The 15,968-nt window shown below is 55.1% G+C and carries 13 protein-coding genes; 7 read left to right on the forward strand and 6 right to left on the reverse strand.

What is annotated here, in order from left to right:
• The 5 genes from C4520_15455 to C4520_15475 all read right to left on the reverse strand — a co-directional run.
• The coding region (locus tag C4520_15455) for a restriction endonuclease subunit M (GenBank protein RJP17871.1) at positions 1–534 on the reverse strand (534 nt) is incomplete at its 3' end.
• Positions 535–1,095: 561 nt separating this feature from the next.
• On the reverse strand, positions 1,096–3,780 hold the full coding sequence (locus C4520_15460; GenBank protein ID RJP17872.1) for a cation-translocating P-type ATPase: 2,685 nt from the start codon (positions 3,778–3,780) through the stop codon (positions 1,096–1,098).
• Positions 3,781–4,079: 299 nt separating this feature from the next.
• A complete protein-coding gene (locus C4520_15465; GenBank protein RJP17873.1) occupies positions 4,080–4,235 on the reverse strand; it encodes a hypothetical protein in 156 nt (51 codons plus the stop codon).
• 111 nt (positions 4,236–4,346) lie between these two features.
• On the reverse strand, positions 4,347–5,819 hold the full coding sequence (locus C4520_15470) for a patatin-like phospholipase family protein (GenBank protein ID RJP17874.1): 1,473 nt from the start codon (positions 5,817–5,819) through the stop codon (positions 4,347–4,349).
• 53 nt (positions 5,820–5,872) lie between these two features.
• Entirely contained in the window at positions 5,873–6,748 is an 876-nt protein-coding gene (locus tag C4520_15475) for a hypothetical protein (protein RJP17875.1), read from the reverse strand.
• Here C4520_15475 and C4520_15480 point away from each other — a divergent pair.
• Entirely contained in the window at positions 6,747–6,938 is a 192-nt protein-coding gene (locus tag C4520_15480; protein RJP17876.1) for a hypothetical protein, read from the forward strand. The genes C4520_15475 and C4520_15480 overlap by 2 nt on opposite strands.
• On the opposite strand, the gene C4520_15485 is transcribed toward C4520_15480, so the two are convergent.
• Entirely contained in the window at positions 6,935–8,101 is a 1,167-nt protein-coding gene (locus tag C4520_15485; protein ID RJP17877.1) for a PAS domain S-box protein, read from the reverse strand. The genes C4520_15480 and C4520_15485 overlap by 4 nt on opposite strands.
• Positions 8,102–8,515: 414 nt before the next feature.
• Between C4520_15485 and efp the strand changes: the two genes are divergently transcribed.
• The 6 genes from efp to C4520_15515 all read left to right on the forward strand — a co-directional run bounded on the left by efp (position 8,516) and on the right by C4520_15515 (position 15,935).
• Positions 8,516–9,076, forward strand: a complete 561-nt coding sequence (gene efp / locus C4520_15490; GenBank protein RJP17878.1) for an elongation factor P — start codon at positions 8,516–8,518, stop codon at positions 9,074–9,076.
• 353 nt (positions 9,077–9,429) lie between these two features.
• Positions 9,430–10,761 carry a 30S ribosomal protein S12 methylthiotransferase RimO gene (gene rimO / locus C4520_15495; GenBank protein RJP17879.1) on the forward strand — a complete coding sequence of 444 codons (1,332 nt, stop codon included), beginning with the start codon at positions 9,430–9,432 and terminating at the stop codon, positions 10,759–10,761.
• A gap of 5 nt (positions 10,762–10,766) precedes the next feature.
• Positions 10,767–11,393: a CDP-diacylglycerol--glycerol-3-phosphate 3-phosphatidyltransferase gene (gene pgsA / locus C4520_15500; GenBank protein ID RJP17893.1), complete on the forward strand. Its 627-nt coding sequence runs from the start codon at positions 10,767–10,769 to the stop codon at positions 11,391–11,393.
• Entirely contained in the window at positions 11,383–11,904 is a 522-nt protein-coding gene (locus C4520_15505; protein ID RJP17880.1) for a phosphatidylglycerophosphatase A, read from the forward strand. The genes pgsA and C4520_15505 overlap by 11 nt, the downstream gene beginning before the upstream one ends.
• Entirely contained in the window at positions 11,901–12,389 is a 489-nt protein-coding gene (locus C4520_15510; protein RJP17881.1) for a CinA family protein, read from the forward strand. Before C4520_15505 ends, C4520_15510 begins: the two co-directional genes overlap by 4 nt.
• 93 nt (positions 12,390–12,482) lie before the next feature.
• The gene (locus C4520_15515) at positions 12,483–15,935 is read left to right on the forward strand and encodes a DNA polymerase III subunit alpha (GenBank protein RJP17882.1); all 3,453 of its coding nucleotides are present in this window, start codon (positions 12,483–12,485) and stop codon (positions 15,933–15,935) included.
• Positions 15,936–15,968 lie beyond the last annotated feature (33 nt).

Below are 15,968 nucleotides of genomic sequence, written 5' to 3' on the forward strand. Positions count from 1 at the left end.
GAAATCGCCTTTCAGGATGGCTTCCTTCGAGAAGATGCCGGATATGTGCGGCCAGTTCTCCGGATACTCCTTGTACCTGCAGCAGAAGACGCGCGCGGTAGATATCTTGTCGGCCGGCTTCGGGCGGATGCGGCAGTCGTAGATGGCGAACTCCTCGAAGTCGGTCAGGATCGAGAGCGGCAGTTTCGAGCTCCAGGCGTAGCGGCGTAGCTGGAAGGCGGGCGTGTCGTCTTTCAACGGGCCGTCGGCCAGCAGCTTGACGGCGGGCTTTTTGGCCTCGACAAAGAACTTGCGCGCGCCGCCGATGCGGAAGCAGTAGTCGGGCGCGCCGATCTTGATGGCGTCCTCGTGGATGACTTCCTTGTAGGCTTCGGCGTAGCCGTGCTCGTTGTAGACGTCCCAGCCGAGCGCCTGGAAGAACGGGTTGAGGAATTCGAGGCGAAGCTGGGCCTCGTTGTATGCGGGCGAGCGGTAGGAGTCGATGTTGCGCTCGAAGCGCTCGATGAGGGCGAGGATTTCGGATGGCGAGGTCATATTTTTAAAGAAAAGACGTTTTCATCCGCTGATTCCGCAGATTTTCTCAGATTTGTCAAAAGTCTAAGACTGGATTCCTGCCCCGGATCAAGTCCAGGGCGGGCTCTCCGCAGGAATGACTTGATTCCTATACCTTCTCCCTTTTGCGAACATTTTAGCACATAGACGCAAATTTGAGAAGGAAATCCTTTTCGCTCGAATGGTTTCAGGTTTCGGGTTTCCAGGCATGGCTGGGACCGTGCATCCTGGATTCCTGCCCCGGATCGGGGTCCGGGGCAAGCTTTATAACGGAAGAAAATCTGCGCTCCAAAACATTTTCCGCCAGCATCACAATCTCCTGTTGCGTCGAAAGCAGCTTCGAAAATTTTGCAGACAGTCCAAATGTTGCTGGTTCTTTCTGCCAATAATCTGAAGATTGCCTGCGGCTGCTCTGTTCAGTAGTACAAGAGAGATGTCTTGCGCCCTCTGCTTGCTTGGCGGCTGGCGGGCTTGTGTTTGATGTTGTCCGACTCATTTTCCGGATGGGGAATCTGAAGCGGGTTTCCTGCAGGTGGCTCTCTCTCAGGCCAGCTTCCCGAACCAGCCGCGCCGTTCCATCCATTTCGCGAATTCCAGCACGGGCACGACGGTTGCGGCAAGGGCGACAACGATCAGCCAGTCAAGCAATGGCAGGGAATACGTGGTGAACGGCTCATGCAGAATCGGCAGATAGACGATCAGAGACAGGAGGGCAAGTTCCCACACGATGGCGAGATTCAGCCATTTATTGGAAAACGGACGCTCAAAAACGGAGTTCCGATCGGAACGATAGGAGTATGCCTTGAAGAACTGAACCAGTATCAAAGAGACAAAAGTCATTGTCATCGCTTCCGTAGTGCCACGGCTGGAGCCAAGCGCCCACATGAAGAGTCCGAGGTTGATGATACCCGACCAGATACCGCCGCTAAGCATCAGGATCACCACCGTCCGGGAAAAGATGCCGAGGTGCGGGTCTCTCGGTTTCCGCCGCATCAGGTCTTTTTCAAAGGGGTCGACGGCAAGGGCCAAAGCCGGCAATCCGTCGGTGGCGAGATTGACGTACAGGATCTGGACCGCGCTCAGGGGCAGCGGGAGGCCAAGCAGCGAAGCGCCCACCATCAGGCCGATTTCGCCGATATTGGAAGAGAGCAGGAACATCAGATACTTCTTGATATTCGAGAAGACGCCGCGCCCCTCTTCCACGGCTGCGACAATGGAGGCGAAGTTGTCATCGGTCAAAGTCATGTCGGCGGCTTCCTTTGTCACGTCGGTTCCTGTTATCCCCATCGCGATACCGATATCGGCCTTCTTAAGGGCGGGAGCGTCATTAACGCCGTCGCCCGTCATTGCGACGAAATAGCCTTTTTTTTGCAGAGCGCCCACCACGCGAAGCTTGTGCTCGGGCGAGACGCGGGCGTAGACCTGAATGTTGTCAACGTCGCTTTCCAGATCGGCGTCGGTCATCGCCTCCAATTCCGCGCCGGTTATGACGCGCCCCTCTTCGAGCACGCCTAATTCGCGTGCGATCGCCTGCGCGGTGAGCGGATGATCGCCGGTAATCATCACCGTCTTGATGCCCGCCTGTTTGCAGGTGTCGACTGCCGATTTCGCCTCGGGGCGCGGCGGATCGATCATTCCCACCAGCCCGAGGAAGACCATGTCGCGCTCGACGTTTTCGATATCCGTATCCGCTTTATAGGCCAAACCCAGCACGCGCAACGCGTCGCTCGCCATTCGTTGTTCCGTCTCCAAAATCTGCTGTTTCTGTTCTGAGGTCAGTTCGACTTCGCCGGCCTCGGTCAGTTGTTTTGCGCACGAATTGATGATAACTTCCGGAGCTCCCTTCGAATAGGCGACGGTACCCTTCGAAGTAGAGTGGAGCGTCGTCATGCGCTTGCTTTCCGAGGTGAACGGAATTTCATTAATACGCGGAAATTCGGCTTCCAGTTCATCCTTTTTCAAGCCGGCCTTTGCCGCCGCAACAATCAGCGCGCCCTCTGTCGGATCGCCTTTTATCTGCCACTGCCCGCCCTCCTGGCCGGAGGAGAGGGCCGCGTCCGAGGCAAGTACGCCGGCGCGAAGCACGTGCATAAGCAGGTCAGGCGGATTGATGGCGGACCCATTCCGGAAGAATTCGCCATGCGGGTCATATCCCGATCCCGAGACTTCTACGCTCTTGCCGTCGAAGTGAATCTTTCGGACGGTCATCTCGTCTTTGGTAAGGGTCCCCGTTTTGTCGGAACATATGATGGAAGTGCTGCCGAGGGTTTCGACGGCGGAAAGCCGCCGGATGAGCGAGTTGCGCTTGACCATCCGCTGGACTCCGATGGCCAGCGAGATGGTAACAACGGCGGGCAAGGCTTCCGGGACAACGGCCACAGCCAGGGCGATCCCGAACACCAACATCTCGAAGAACGGCTGGTCCCGGAGAAGCCCCAGACCGATAATGATAATGACAACCGCGAAGCCGACACGGGCAAGGATGTGGCCGAGCCTGTCCAGATTTTTTTGCAGCGGAGTCCTGCTGATCTCCACTTCCTGGAGCATCCGGGCGATCTTGCCGAACTCGGTCTGCATCCCGGTGGCCACAACCACGCCGCGCCCGCGGCCATAGCTGGCGACGGTGCCCGCATAAATCATGTTCTTGCGGTCGCCCAGGGCCAGACCGCTCTCATGAAGCGGAGCGTCGATCTTGCCCACCGGCACCGACTCGCCGGTCAGGGCGGATTCTTCAATCTGCAGGTTCACCGCCTCAAGCAGCCGCGCGTCCGCCGGGATTCGATCACCTGATTGGATCAGGATGATATCGCCGGGAACAATATCTCTTGCGGGAACCTCTGCCTCCTCGCCGTCCCGAACCACAGTCGCGGTGGGCGCAGCCATCTGCTTCAAGGCGTCAAGCGCGCGTTCAGCCCGGTATTCCTGGATGAATCCGAGGAGCACTGCGAACAGGAGAATAACTGTGATGGCGATGGCCTCAAGCATGTGCCCCAGCAAAAAGGATAGGACTACCGCAACAATGAGGATCATGATGAGTATGTTCTTGAACTGCTCGAACAGAATCGACCACGGCGAGATTCTGCGGGCGGCCTGAAGCTCGTTCGCGCCGTATTCCTCAAGCCGGCGTTCAACCTCCTGCTTGCTCAAGCCCCGCTTGGGGTCCGTCTTCAATCTCAGGATCAATTCGCCGCTGCCAAGCTGGTAATATTCCTTGTCGTTATCGGTCATCCGGATTATGCCTTCTCTTCCCTGAGGTCGAGCCAAACTAATTTGCCGGCGTATACTCTGCCGGCTGCCTTATTCTACCACTGGAATTTTAGCAGGTAGCCGTACAATTGTCTAAACGGCTTAAGGGACAATCCTGCAAACGGAAGAAGATATTTTTTTAATACGTCTGAGATCGCGCACACATGTAAGATTAAAGGATCTGATAATCATATAAGCGCGCGCATTTTGGGGAAAAAGTCAAGCGGGGGCGCCGTTCAGTGCCATGGACTCCTGCCCCGCAAGCCGAAGGACTTTGGTTATTACTTTCCCTCTGGTCTTCCGGCAGCCTCCGCCCCCGCCGCTCCATAGCGAGCAACGCTCATGATGTTCGAGTTCTTGAAAACGGAAACAGCGAAGTTGACGGCCTCTTCGGCCTGATCAAACCGTACATGTGGAATGATTTTTTTCATATGCACCTCCTCTGGATTATCTCCGGGACAAAGCGCCAACTGCCAGTCGAGGTGCCGGTCAGCAGCCAGAGTTTCATTATCTACGGGAAATCGGAGTATATGGGAACGTGCGGAGAATTATGGTGGGCCTTTTCCCTCTTGATGTGCAGCCGATGGCGGTGGAATGAAGCCGCCAAGATCATTGACCAGCCTCTGAAACTCCTCGGAGTCGTACAGCATACGGCCAGCGACCTCGATCAAAGCGTCCACGCTTTCATCCGGCAGATTAAAGGACGTGGGAATGCCCGAAAAATATTTGCGCTCGTCCTCGTCCGGCAATGCGCTGAAGGCGACCTCAATCGCGTAACATTCGATTGGCTGTTTCCCTTCCCGCGCGCTTTCGGTTGTCCATTGCTTCATCGACCTTCGAAGGAGATCGATCGTCTCGTAGTTGTAACTGCTGATCATCACCGACGAAAACATGCCGAGTATCCCGAAAAGTCCGGGACCGGTGGGCAACAGGCCCCATGTCCTGTGGGTTTCCTTCTCGGCGTTCACAATAATGAAGGCGACTCGTCGGATATTTTCTCGGCCGAGGGCTTTCAACGTCTCTTCGAGACCGCCTCGGCCAAGAATGACTTCGAGCGGTCCTCTCAGAGCGAGATTGTCGGCGACGCCGCCGTCAACCAGATGAATATAGGGCTTCTCTTCGGAATCAAGATACGTATTCACATGAGTGGCGACATAGAAAGCGCGGCTCGTGGTATCCCGCTCCTCGAGCGCTTCCTTGACCCACGGCTTCGGCTCGAAACCGCATGTGCCGGCGTAGTTGCGAAGAGTGACCGAGGTGAACGCTCCGGGAAACGCCGCCGAGGCAGTCACCGCGCGAGCGATGGGAAAGCCGTCGAGGTTCGAGCATATGAGAGCGAAGTACGCAGGCGTGAATCCGAAATAGATGCCGTCGGCGATGTCGGTCGCCTGAATGAACAATCGCGGCGTGTCTTTATCAAGAAGGTCTTTGAATGTAGCGCCGTGAAACAGAAGGTTGTCAAAATATTGGGCTGCAAGATCACTCCTCCCATAGCGCGGTGACGCCAGCCGGATCAGGTTGATCGGAAAGAGCCCCCGCAAGATGAGGTCTCGGTTGACATTCCGGTACAAGAAGCGCTCCTTGAAGTCGATGAACGTCTGGTCGCCATACAACACGTAATATGCCGACGTGACGCTCCCGCCCGACACAGACGAAATTATGTCGACGCGGTCGAGCAGGGCGCCATGATCCTCGCCCGCGCCCTCTTCAAGACCGGACGCAGGAATTGAAATCTCATCGAGCGCCTCAAGAACGCCATAGGATAGCGCCGCTGCGCGCGTGCCTCCGCCCGAGAACGCAAGCACCAGCAGCAGATCATCGGACTGGGGTCCAACCGTGGGAGCAAGATAACTCAGCATCGTGTCGTACCGCTCGACCCTCTGATTGACGGGATAATGCGCGCACGACGAGACGAAACCAAGAAGCAGGGTGATGACCGGCAGGAGCATTGGGGGCGCCGGCGCCGCCCGAAAACACGGCCATTCCGGCGGACCTTTCGGGCGTCTCCGTATAAAAGCCATCACTCAATCCTCGCGTTGCTTACATTATTTCCTAAACCAGTCAGTTTCGCCAATCATTCCTGATCCGTTTTTTGTGGGACGCCTCGAATCTGTCTGCTCCTGAGGCTGTGATAGATGGTGAGAGCAAGGTTCGGCGGGACCATCAGCGCCGAGTACGCGACCACGGCATACAACCCAACCCTTCCCGGAGAACTCTGCAAAGCGATAACCAGACAGAGCGGGGCGTTGCGAAAACTTGTTCCAGTGGCCAAAATCCGCCGCCCGCCCTTCTCGGGCCCGCCCAACAGCCAGCCGACAGCCATCGACACAAGGATGAGAGCGAGCATCACCAGGATTGCCTTGCCGCCAATCGCCCGCGTCGCCTCCCGCCTCATTCCGAGCGTCAAAACAACCATTGCAACGAATGACAGCGTCCCGACGAGAGCAATCGGTTTGGTCAGCGCTTCCGCCGCCGCTTCGGAAAAGCCCCGAATGGCAAACCCAAGCAGCAAAGGCAACAACAGGTACAGCAGCAGGAAAAGAATGACCCTTCCATACACCATCGCCATCGGCGCGCCGGCAGGCAGAAGCACTTTTGCAAGAAGCGGTGTAATGAAGACCGCCAGCACCGAGAGCAGAAAGAGCAGGCCGGCCCCGAAGCTGATCTCCGGCTCGTTCCCCTTGCTGGAAAATTGAATCGCCCCCACTCCTCCCGGAGCGGCCGCCAGCAAAAGGATGGCCGTCGCAACATCCGGCGCGAGAGGAACGAGCCTGACAATAATTAATCCGAGAAGCGGCACAAGCACAACGTTCGCGAGCAGCGAGCGCGCCAACAGGCTGCGGTTGTTCAGAGAAGCCAGAATTTCGCCGCCGCTCACCTTGAGGCCAATGGCCAGAAGTGTCGTGACGAGAAACAGCAAAGCCGCCACTCTGACTTCAGGCTCAATCATGATTTTCCGCCTCGAATCTCAAACGATACCTCGCGAAGCCGAGGGGGCTGCCTCGATTGCGGGGGATGACTTTATCTTTCCCGGGTTTGCAGGCAAAATCAGCAGGAAGGGACCGTGGAAATTACGCGTAATCCGCGATCAATTATGCGAGAGCATGCAGTCCACAACTCTTTTTTCAATTCCTCTCTAGTTGGACGGCAAGAACACCTCCACTGTCGTCCCTTTCCCTTGCTCGCTCGATATCGCCATTGTGCCGCGATGAGCCTCGATGATCTTTCTGCTGATGCTCAAACCCAATCCGATTCCCTCAGGTTTGGTGGTAAAAAACGGTTCTGCAACCCGTGCCTGATTCTCGGGGGAAATCCCCCGCCCGGTGTCCGAGACGGCGATATCAGCCTTGTCCGATGTGCATGTCGCTCGTATCCACATCTCGCCTCCGTCGGGCATCGCTTCGGCCGCATTAACAAGGATATTGCATAAAGCCCGTATCAGTTTTTCCTTGTCCACCTGCAGCGTCTTGTTTGGGCACGAGAATTCTCTGTGAATAGTGATCTTGTCCAGCCGCCTCTTCACTTTGGTGAGGGCGGCTTCTATCAATCCTTCAGTTGTGGTCTCGCTGACATTCGGATGCACGGGCAGGGCATAGAGTATGATTTGGCCGATTATCTCTTCTATGGCGGTCACTCCGTAATGAAGTTCCTGCAAAATGGGTTCTCCCTTCTTATCGCTCTCCGCCTCTCTCTCCAAAGTTTCAACTCCACCGCGGATTATTTGGAGCGGATTTCTCACCTCATGGGCCACAAACGCAACCATCCGTTCCAAAGCGGCCGCCTTGGCCGCCTGCTGAAACATGACAAACTTCTCTCGCATCGAAGTGAGATCGAGAGCAATCCCAATGACCTTTCTCACCGCACCCTGCTCATCGTAAAGAAAAAAGCGCCGGTCGTTAATCCAGCGGACACAGCCGTCCGGGCGAATGATCCGGTACTGCGTCGGTTGTTCGTAATGATCAAGCCATTGCTCCACGCGAGGCCGATCATCCGGATGAATCGACTCGATAAAGATGCGGAGGGGGTCCATATAAAGTTCTTCTCGCGAACGGCCCCAGATAAGTTCAAAGGAACGACTCACATATTGCAAGCCTCTGGCGCCGGGAGTTCTCATCCAAAATACCTCATCGATGTCCTCGGTCAATTGCAGGAACTTCGCCTCGCTATCTTCGACCATCTCTTTGCGCTTCTGGGCGAGATTCTTCCACTCTTCAACCTGAAGGCGAAGCGTTCTCACTTCCCTCAGCAACTCTTTTCGCGACTTTCCTGAATCATCCATGAAAATACCTTCCGGTCCTGTCATAATTCACGGCTTCCTGTCTAGCGAACTCCCGCAAAAAGCGCCGACCTGCCCGCCTCCAGGAATTTCACCGGATCCACTCGGCCGAAAAGCTCGATCAGCTTGGCCACCAGTCATACGACCCTCATTATAAATCGATTTTTCGTCAATCCCGGCTCGAAAGTTTTTTTGCTTCTTGTTACACATTATTACTTTTAACGAAGCACGGGGCAAGCATATGTCGGGGGGCTTCGCGGGAAGAGACAGGTTCTATAAAGCTAAGAAGACAGCGGAGAGATAATGATTGAGATTCAGAGTCCACACGTAATTCGGGCCATATTGGGGCAAGGCTCTTCCGCCAGTTGATTTTTAGCATGAAAGAAATCTATAATAGGTATTTGGTATTGATTCTAAACGAGGACAGGAGCATAAGTATACATGATAGCTGCAAGACAACTTCGGATCGGCCTGGTTATTCGTTACAATAACGAGCTTTACCGCGTAGTGAGCGTTATGCATCGTACTCCCGGGAACCTTCGCGCGTTCGTACAGGCGAAACTGTTCAATCTGAAGAAGAATGACCATTACGATATTCGGCTCAGGGCGGAGGATATTGTCGAGGATGTGATGTTGGAACGGAAAACCATGGAGTATATCTATAACACGGACGACATATATACTTTCATGGATACAACCACCTATGAACAAGTGGACATTCCGAAGAAAGTTCTTGGCGATGCTGTCGATTACATCCTGCCCAATACGCAGCTTGATGTCGAATTTTATGAAGGCACCCCGCTTGGCATTCAACTGCCCATTACCGTCGACTTGAAGATTGTGGATACGCAGCCGCCGCTGAAAAGCGCGACAGCGTCTGCCTCTCCCAAAAGCGCCACGCTGGAAACAGGGATTGTCGTTAAAGTACCTCAATTCCTGCAAGTGGGCGAAACAGTTCGCATCGACACCCGGACCAAGTCGTTCATCGAACGCGTGAAATAACGCGCGGAGCATCCTCTGTCCGGCCTGCCGCGGTTCCTATCTTTTCTAAACCCGCTGCCCCTTCTTCGAAACGACTGATTCTTGTCGAACCGAGCCTTCATTCGTGTAGCCCTTTTGGAACCAGCCCCTTCCTGCTCATGCGGTGATTCGATTTGCTGAAAAGACTTCCTTTTGGAGCGCCGACACGATACCTTTGAAAATCTGCGAAATGTGCGGATAAGGATCTTCTTTTCCGGCGGGCGAACCTCACGCGACTGCAGGATTTCCACTTTGCAGTTGAATTATTCTGGTATGGACGGTATCATTAGTAGAGGGTAATTTGTCCCTGAATCTGAGAGAGAGTTGAGCGTGTTTTGCTGCACAAAGTCTGGATTGAAAGCCTCGGCTGCACGAAGAATACGGTGGATTCCGAAGTCATGCTCGGGCTCCTTGTCGCCAGAGGGCTACCACTCGCCGAATCGCCGGAACAGGCGGACCTGATCATCGTCAACACGTGTGGCTTTATTGCCTCGGCCACGGAAGAATCGATCGAAGCAATCCTGGAGATGGTCACCTACAAGAAGAGCGGTTCGTGCAAGGGGATCATTGTCGCCGGCTGTCTATATCAGCGATACCGGGAGAAGCTGAGCAGCGAGTTTCCGGAGGTGGACGCCTTTATCGGCTGTAATGAGATCGGGAAAATTGTGGAGGCATACCAGGCGATTCAAGGCGAAAAAAAGTATTATACAATCGGCGCCTCCGAATTCCTGTATGATCACAATACGCCGAGGGTGCTGCTGAACGGGCGTGCATCCACGTACGTCAAGATTGCTGAAGGCTGCGATAACAGATGCACCTACTGCACGATCCCCTCGATCCGCGGGCGCTACCGCAGCCGCACAATCGAGTCGGTGGTCAGGGAAGTGCGAAACTTGATAAAGAAGGGGGCGAAAGAGATAAATCTTTTGGCCCAGGATACAACGTATTTCGGACAAGCCGAGGGGCGGGAGGAGGGCCTTACGGCGCTGCTCCGCGAGCTCGACAACATTCGTGCCAAAAAGTGGCTGCGCCTGATGTACGCGCATCCAGGCAGAATTACCAATGCTGTCGCCCGCACCATCGAGGATTCGCGCTCGATCTGCCACTACGTCGACATGCCGATTCAGCACATCAGCGACGAAATCCTCAGGGCGATGGGGCGCAGCGGCACGTCCGGCGATATCCGTCGCGCGATCCACGTCCTGCGGAGCGAGGTTTCCGATGTGGCTCTGCGGACAACTGTGATGGTCGGCTTCCCCGGCGAGACCGATAGGGAGTTCGAGCAGCTTCTGGATTTCGTGCGGGAAACAAAATTCGAGAGACTCGGCGTATTTACGTACTCGAGGGAACCGGGAACGCCCGCCGCCCAATATCGCAAGCAGGTGCCAGCGCGAGTGAAACAGGAGCGGCATGAGATACTGATGCGCGAGCAAATGCTGATTTCGCATTCTTTAAATGAAACGCTGGTAGGCAAGAAAATGGAAGTGTTAATTGAAGGAACGGATGAGGAAGACCCCGCCATCGCCATAGGAAGAACCTATCGTGACGCCCCTGAAGTTGACGGAATCGTTCGGGTACTGTATAAAAAGCGTCCGGCGCTCAACTCGTTTCAACAAGTCATCATTACCGCAGCACACGACTATGATCTTGAGGGAAAACTGTTATGAGCACTATAAATCTGCCCAACAAACTGACTCTTATCCGGCTCGGATTGGTCCCGCTGCTCCTCCTGTTCCTTTCCGTGGACAACATCTATTCGCATTCCCTTGCGCTGATCACGTTTATCGGAGCCTCGCTAACCGATTATTACGACGGCAAGATCGCGCGCGAGCGGGCGATTGAGACCGATTTTGGGCGATTGATGGACCCGCTGGCCGACAAAATTCTCACTTCCGCCGCCTTTATCTACTTCGTCGGCTCCTACCCCTACATTCCGGCATGGATCGTAACGGTGATCATCGCGCGTGAATTCGCCGTCTCGGGAATCCGGATGCTCGCCTTGATGAAAGGGAAAGTAGTCGCCGCGGACAGGGCCGGCAAATTGAAAACGATCAGCCAGTTGACGGTCATCATAGCGATTCTGAACGTCATCATTTCAAAGAAAATAATAGTTTCCGTCTCCTCCTACTGGACTTCGATAGAATTCTGGGCCAAACTGGGGATACATATACTTGTTGCAATAACTTTGGTGATGACGGTCTACTCCGGCTACAACTATCTGCGAGCAAACCGGCATCTGTTTTGGGAATCCCTGAGAAGCAATAACAGCAATCGGCTCGACCAGATAATTGAACCATAGAGATCAGATACAGGGGAAGGTGAAATCGTCACCTCTGGGGATTCAAGGATGGAAAGACGCCGTTACGACGGCCTATGTAACGGTTTTTTTCCTTGGTTTCTTTCCACTTGCCCCCGGCACGTTGGGAAGCGTGCCCGCCGTGCTGGCCGCGTATTGGCTGCATCCGGTTCCGGGCCTGTTCGCCGCCGTGATCATCATCATAACTGCTACGGGCGTGCCGGCCTCTTCGCTCGCCGAGAAAAGATTCAATCGGACGGATCCGCGGGAAATCTGCATCGATGAGGTTGCTGGAATGCTCATCGCCCTCTACGGGGTCCCATACTCATGGCCGGTTGTGGTGACGGTATTTTTCCTCTACCGGATATTCGACATCCTGAAACCTTTTCCGGCGTACCAGGTCCAGTCTCTTCCTGGCGGCTTCGGAATCATGCTGGACGACGTGGTGGCGGGTATCTATGCGAATGTTTCCATTCGTGTCATCATCTGGCTGCTCGCCCTCTGGCTCACATGAAAATCGAGCGCGAAATAGGAATTCTTCTGCGGGAAAAAGGGCAGACGCTCGCGGCGGCCGAATCGTGCACCGGCGGGCTGATCGCGCACCGAATCACCAATATACCCGGCAGCTCCGACTATTTTGAGCGGGGATATGTCGTGTACAGCAACAAGGCAAAAACTGAATTGCTCGGCGTCGACCCGCGCCTGATCAGGCGCCATGGAGCGGTCAGTCCTGAGGTGGCGCGGGCAATGGCGGAAGGAGCGCGCAGGGCGGCGGGAACGGATTATTCTGTCGGAGTGACCGGAATAGCGGGGCCAACGCGGGATCGGTCGGCAAAGCCGGTGGGCCTAGTGTTTATCGCCGTGTGCGGCCCGCGCGGCAAAGCGCGCGTCGAGAAGTGCAATTTCAAGGGCACACGCTTGCAGATCAAGAACGAAAGCGCCGACCGCGCCTTTGAGATGCTTCGGAAATTCGTGAAAAGGGAACGAATGAGTTCTTAAGGGTCTTTGCTGGAAACTCCGATTCCATTTGCTCTCCATGCTCAAGTCATACGTAAAGGCCTTATTTCTTTCATACGGGAGGAGAGTGCGTAATTGAAGCATGCAGACTTTGTTCATCTTCATGTTCACACCGAATACAGCCTGCTCGACGGCGCCTGCAGAATCGACAAACTGCTGAAGAAGGCCGTCGAATTCAAGATGCCCGCGATCGCAATCACCGACCACGGCAACATGTTCGGCGTCATCGATTTCTGTAAGAGCGCGCGGAAGCTGTCGATTAGAGCGATCGTCGGATCGGAAATGTACGTTGCCAGGCGGAGCCGCTTCGATCGCAAATCCACCGGCAAGACCCGCGATTATCACCACCTGACTCTGCTCGTAACAGACGAAGAGGGATACAGGAATCTCCTGTATCTGTCAACCGCCAGCTACCGCGAGGGGTTTTATTACAAACCTCGAATCGATAAAGAGATTCTCCGGAAACACAGCGGCGGCTTCATCGCCTTGAGCGGATGCCTCGAGGGCGAGCCGGCGGCTCTTTTGCTGCAAGGAAAAAAAGAAAAGGCGCTGGCCGCGATAAAAGAATATCAGGAGATATTCGGACCGGAGAATTATTATCTGGAAATCCAGGATCACGGCCTGCCCGAGCAGAAAAAGATCATGCCGGACCTGCTCGATCTTGCCGCTCGGACCGGCGCCAGGCTGGTTGCAACCAACGACGTGCATTATGTAGAGAAGAACGACGCGCTGGCGCAGGATGTGCTCATGTGCATCCAAACCAACACCACCATCAAGGATCCTAATCGGCTTCGATTCGGCACCAACGAGTTCTATCTCAAATCGCCCGCAGAAATGGCCGAACTGTTTAAACAAGTTCCCGAGGCTCTCCGCAACTCGGTCGATATAGCGCAAAAATGCAATTTTCAGCCGGGCGCTTCCGGCTCACAGTTGCCGCATTTTCAGGTTCCTGAAGGATATACCGCGGACAACTATTTGCGGATGCTGTGCGAAAAAGGCCTGAAGGAACGATATCGTGACGTTTCCGCTCAACTCCGCGACCGGCTTGAGATGGAACTGAGCGTCATCTCCCGAATGGGGTATTCCAGCTACTTTCTGATTGTCTCCGACTTTGTCCGATTCGCGCGGTCCGAAGGGATTCCCGTAGGGCCCGGGCGGGGCTCGGCGGCAGGCAGCCTGGTGGCATACCTGCTGCGAATAACCAACCTCGACCCGCTGAAGAACGGGCTCATTTTCGAGCGGTTCCTGAATCCGGATCGGGTTTCGCTGCCGGATATCGACATAGATTTCTGCTATGAGCGGCGCGGCGAGATCATCTCCTATGTCATCGAAAAATACCACAAGGATAATGTTGCTCAGATAATCACGTTCGGGACGATGGCCGCGAGGGCCGCCATTCGCGACGTCGGCCGGGGACTCGGCCTGCCCTACAGCAAGGTTGACGAGATCGCGAAGCTGGTGCCGAACGAATTGAACATTTCGCTTCACGACGCCATCGAGCGCGTGCCGGAGCTTCAAAACCTGATGCGCCAGGATCCAGAAGTGGCGCAGTTGCTCGAGATCGCGCAGTCGCTTGAAGGCATCTCGCGGCATACCTCGACTCATGCGGCCGGAGTCGTAATCAGCCCGCGGCCCATTTATGAGTTCGTTCCGCTCTATCAGAGCAGCACCGGCGATATCACGACCCAGTATTCGATGACGAATCTGGAAGAACTCGGACTGCTGAAAATGGATTTTCTGGGGCTGAAGACGCTGACCGTTATCGACCAGACCGTGCTTGCGGTCAAACGGCTGCGCGGCAGCGACCTGAATATAGACGAGATTCCCCTGGACGATCCTGCAACGTACGACCTGCTCAATCGCGCCCAGACACTGGGAGTGTTCCAACTGGAAAGCGCGGGAATGCGGGACCTCGCCCGAAAGGTAGGAATCAACAGCTTTGATGATCTTGTCGCGCTCGTCGCCCTGTTCCGGCCGGGCCCAATGACCATGCTGCCCGACTACATCAAGCGAAAACACGGCGAGATACCGATCGCGTACGATGCGCCCGTTCTCGAACCGATCCTGAAGGAAACCTACGGCGTGATGCTGTACCAGGAACAGGTAATGAAAATAGCGAGCGAAGCGGGCGGGTTCTCATTGGCCGAAGCCGATATCCTGCGCAAGGCAATGGGGAAAAAGATCCCGGAGGTCATGGAGAAGTATCGGGAGGCCTTTATCCGGGGCGCAACCAGGAACGGGATTGCCGAGGACGTGGCCGCAAGCATCTACAGTAAAATGGCTCAGTTTGCCGGCTACGGGTTCAACAAGTCGCACAGCGCGGCTTACGCTCTTATCGCATATCAGACCGCATACCTCAAAGCGAATTATCCGGTGGAATACATGGCCTCGCTTCTGAGCAGCGAAATGGGCAACACCGCAAAGCTTACGTCCTATATCGAGGAATGCCGCCGGATGGATATCGCCGTCCTGCCGCCGGACGTGAATCTGAGCGATTTGAAATTCACCGTCATCGGAAACGAAATCCGCTTCGGGCTGGCTGCCGTTAAAAACGTCGGGGACACAGCGATAAAAGCCATCATTGTCGCCCGCAACAAGAAAGGCCGGTTTCAATCGCTTTTCGATTTCTGCAGCCGATTGGACAGCAAGGTGCTGAACAAGCGAGTTCTTGAGAGCCTGGTCAAGGCCGGGGCATTCGATTCTACCGGCGGGCGGCGCAGCCAGATATTTGCGGCGACCGACAATGCTCTCGAGCAGGCGCAAACGGAACAGCGGGAGAGGGAAATGGGCCAGATCCAGCTTTTTGGCGAGTCCTCCGGCCAGGATGTCGTCAGTTCCGTCCCGTACCCTGATGTTGATGACTGGCCCGACTATCTGCGGCTGAAATACGAGAAGGAAGTGCTTGGCCTCTTTATCTCGGGGCATCCCTTGGCGAAGCATGAAGATCGGCTGCGGAATCTGACCACTTCGAATGCAACCACGTTACATGAAACGAAGGACGGAGACGCGGTAGTAGTCGGCGGCATTGTCGCGAAAATAAAGACCTTCGTGCCGAAGCAGAAAAAGGAGAGGATGGCTTTCGTAACCGTTGAAGATCTGGACGGCTTTTTCGAGGTGATCGTCTTCTCCGATCTCTATGGCAGAACGGCGGAACTGCTTCATGAGGATGCGCTGGTCATGCTTTCCGGCCGCGTCAGCTACAAAGACACGGAGCCGAAGATCGTTGCCGAGGACATCATGCCAATAGATAAAGCGGAGGAGCGATTTGCGCGCACGGCTCATATCAAGTTCATGAGCGCCGGCACTGAAGAATCGACATTGGCTGAACTTGCGCGGATGGTCAATTCGAATGAAGGCGACTGCAGATTGTTCCTGCACTGCGTCACGCCGGATCATCATGAAGTGGTAATCGAGTCTCACCATGGAAGGGGCCTGAAGCCGAGCCCGGCGGCCAAGGAGCAAATTGAGAGCCTGCTGGGAGCAGGTTCCATTTGGTTCAGCGGCCATCCTTCGGCAAATTCCTCCTGAGCGGCCCAATCTATTCAACTTCTTTTTTTTATT

The sequence above is a fragment of the Candidatus Abyssobacteria bacterium SURF_5 genome (genome assembly GCA_003598085.1).
In the GTDB taxonomy this organism is placed as follows: Bacteria; Abyssobacteria; SURF-5; order SURF-5; family SURF-5; genus SURF-5.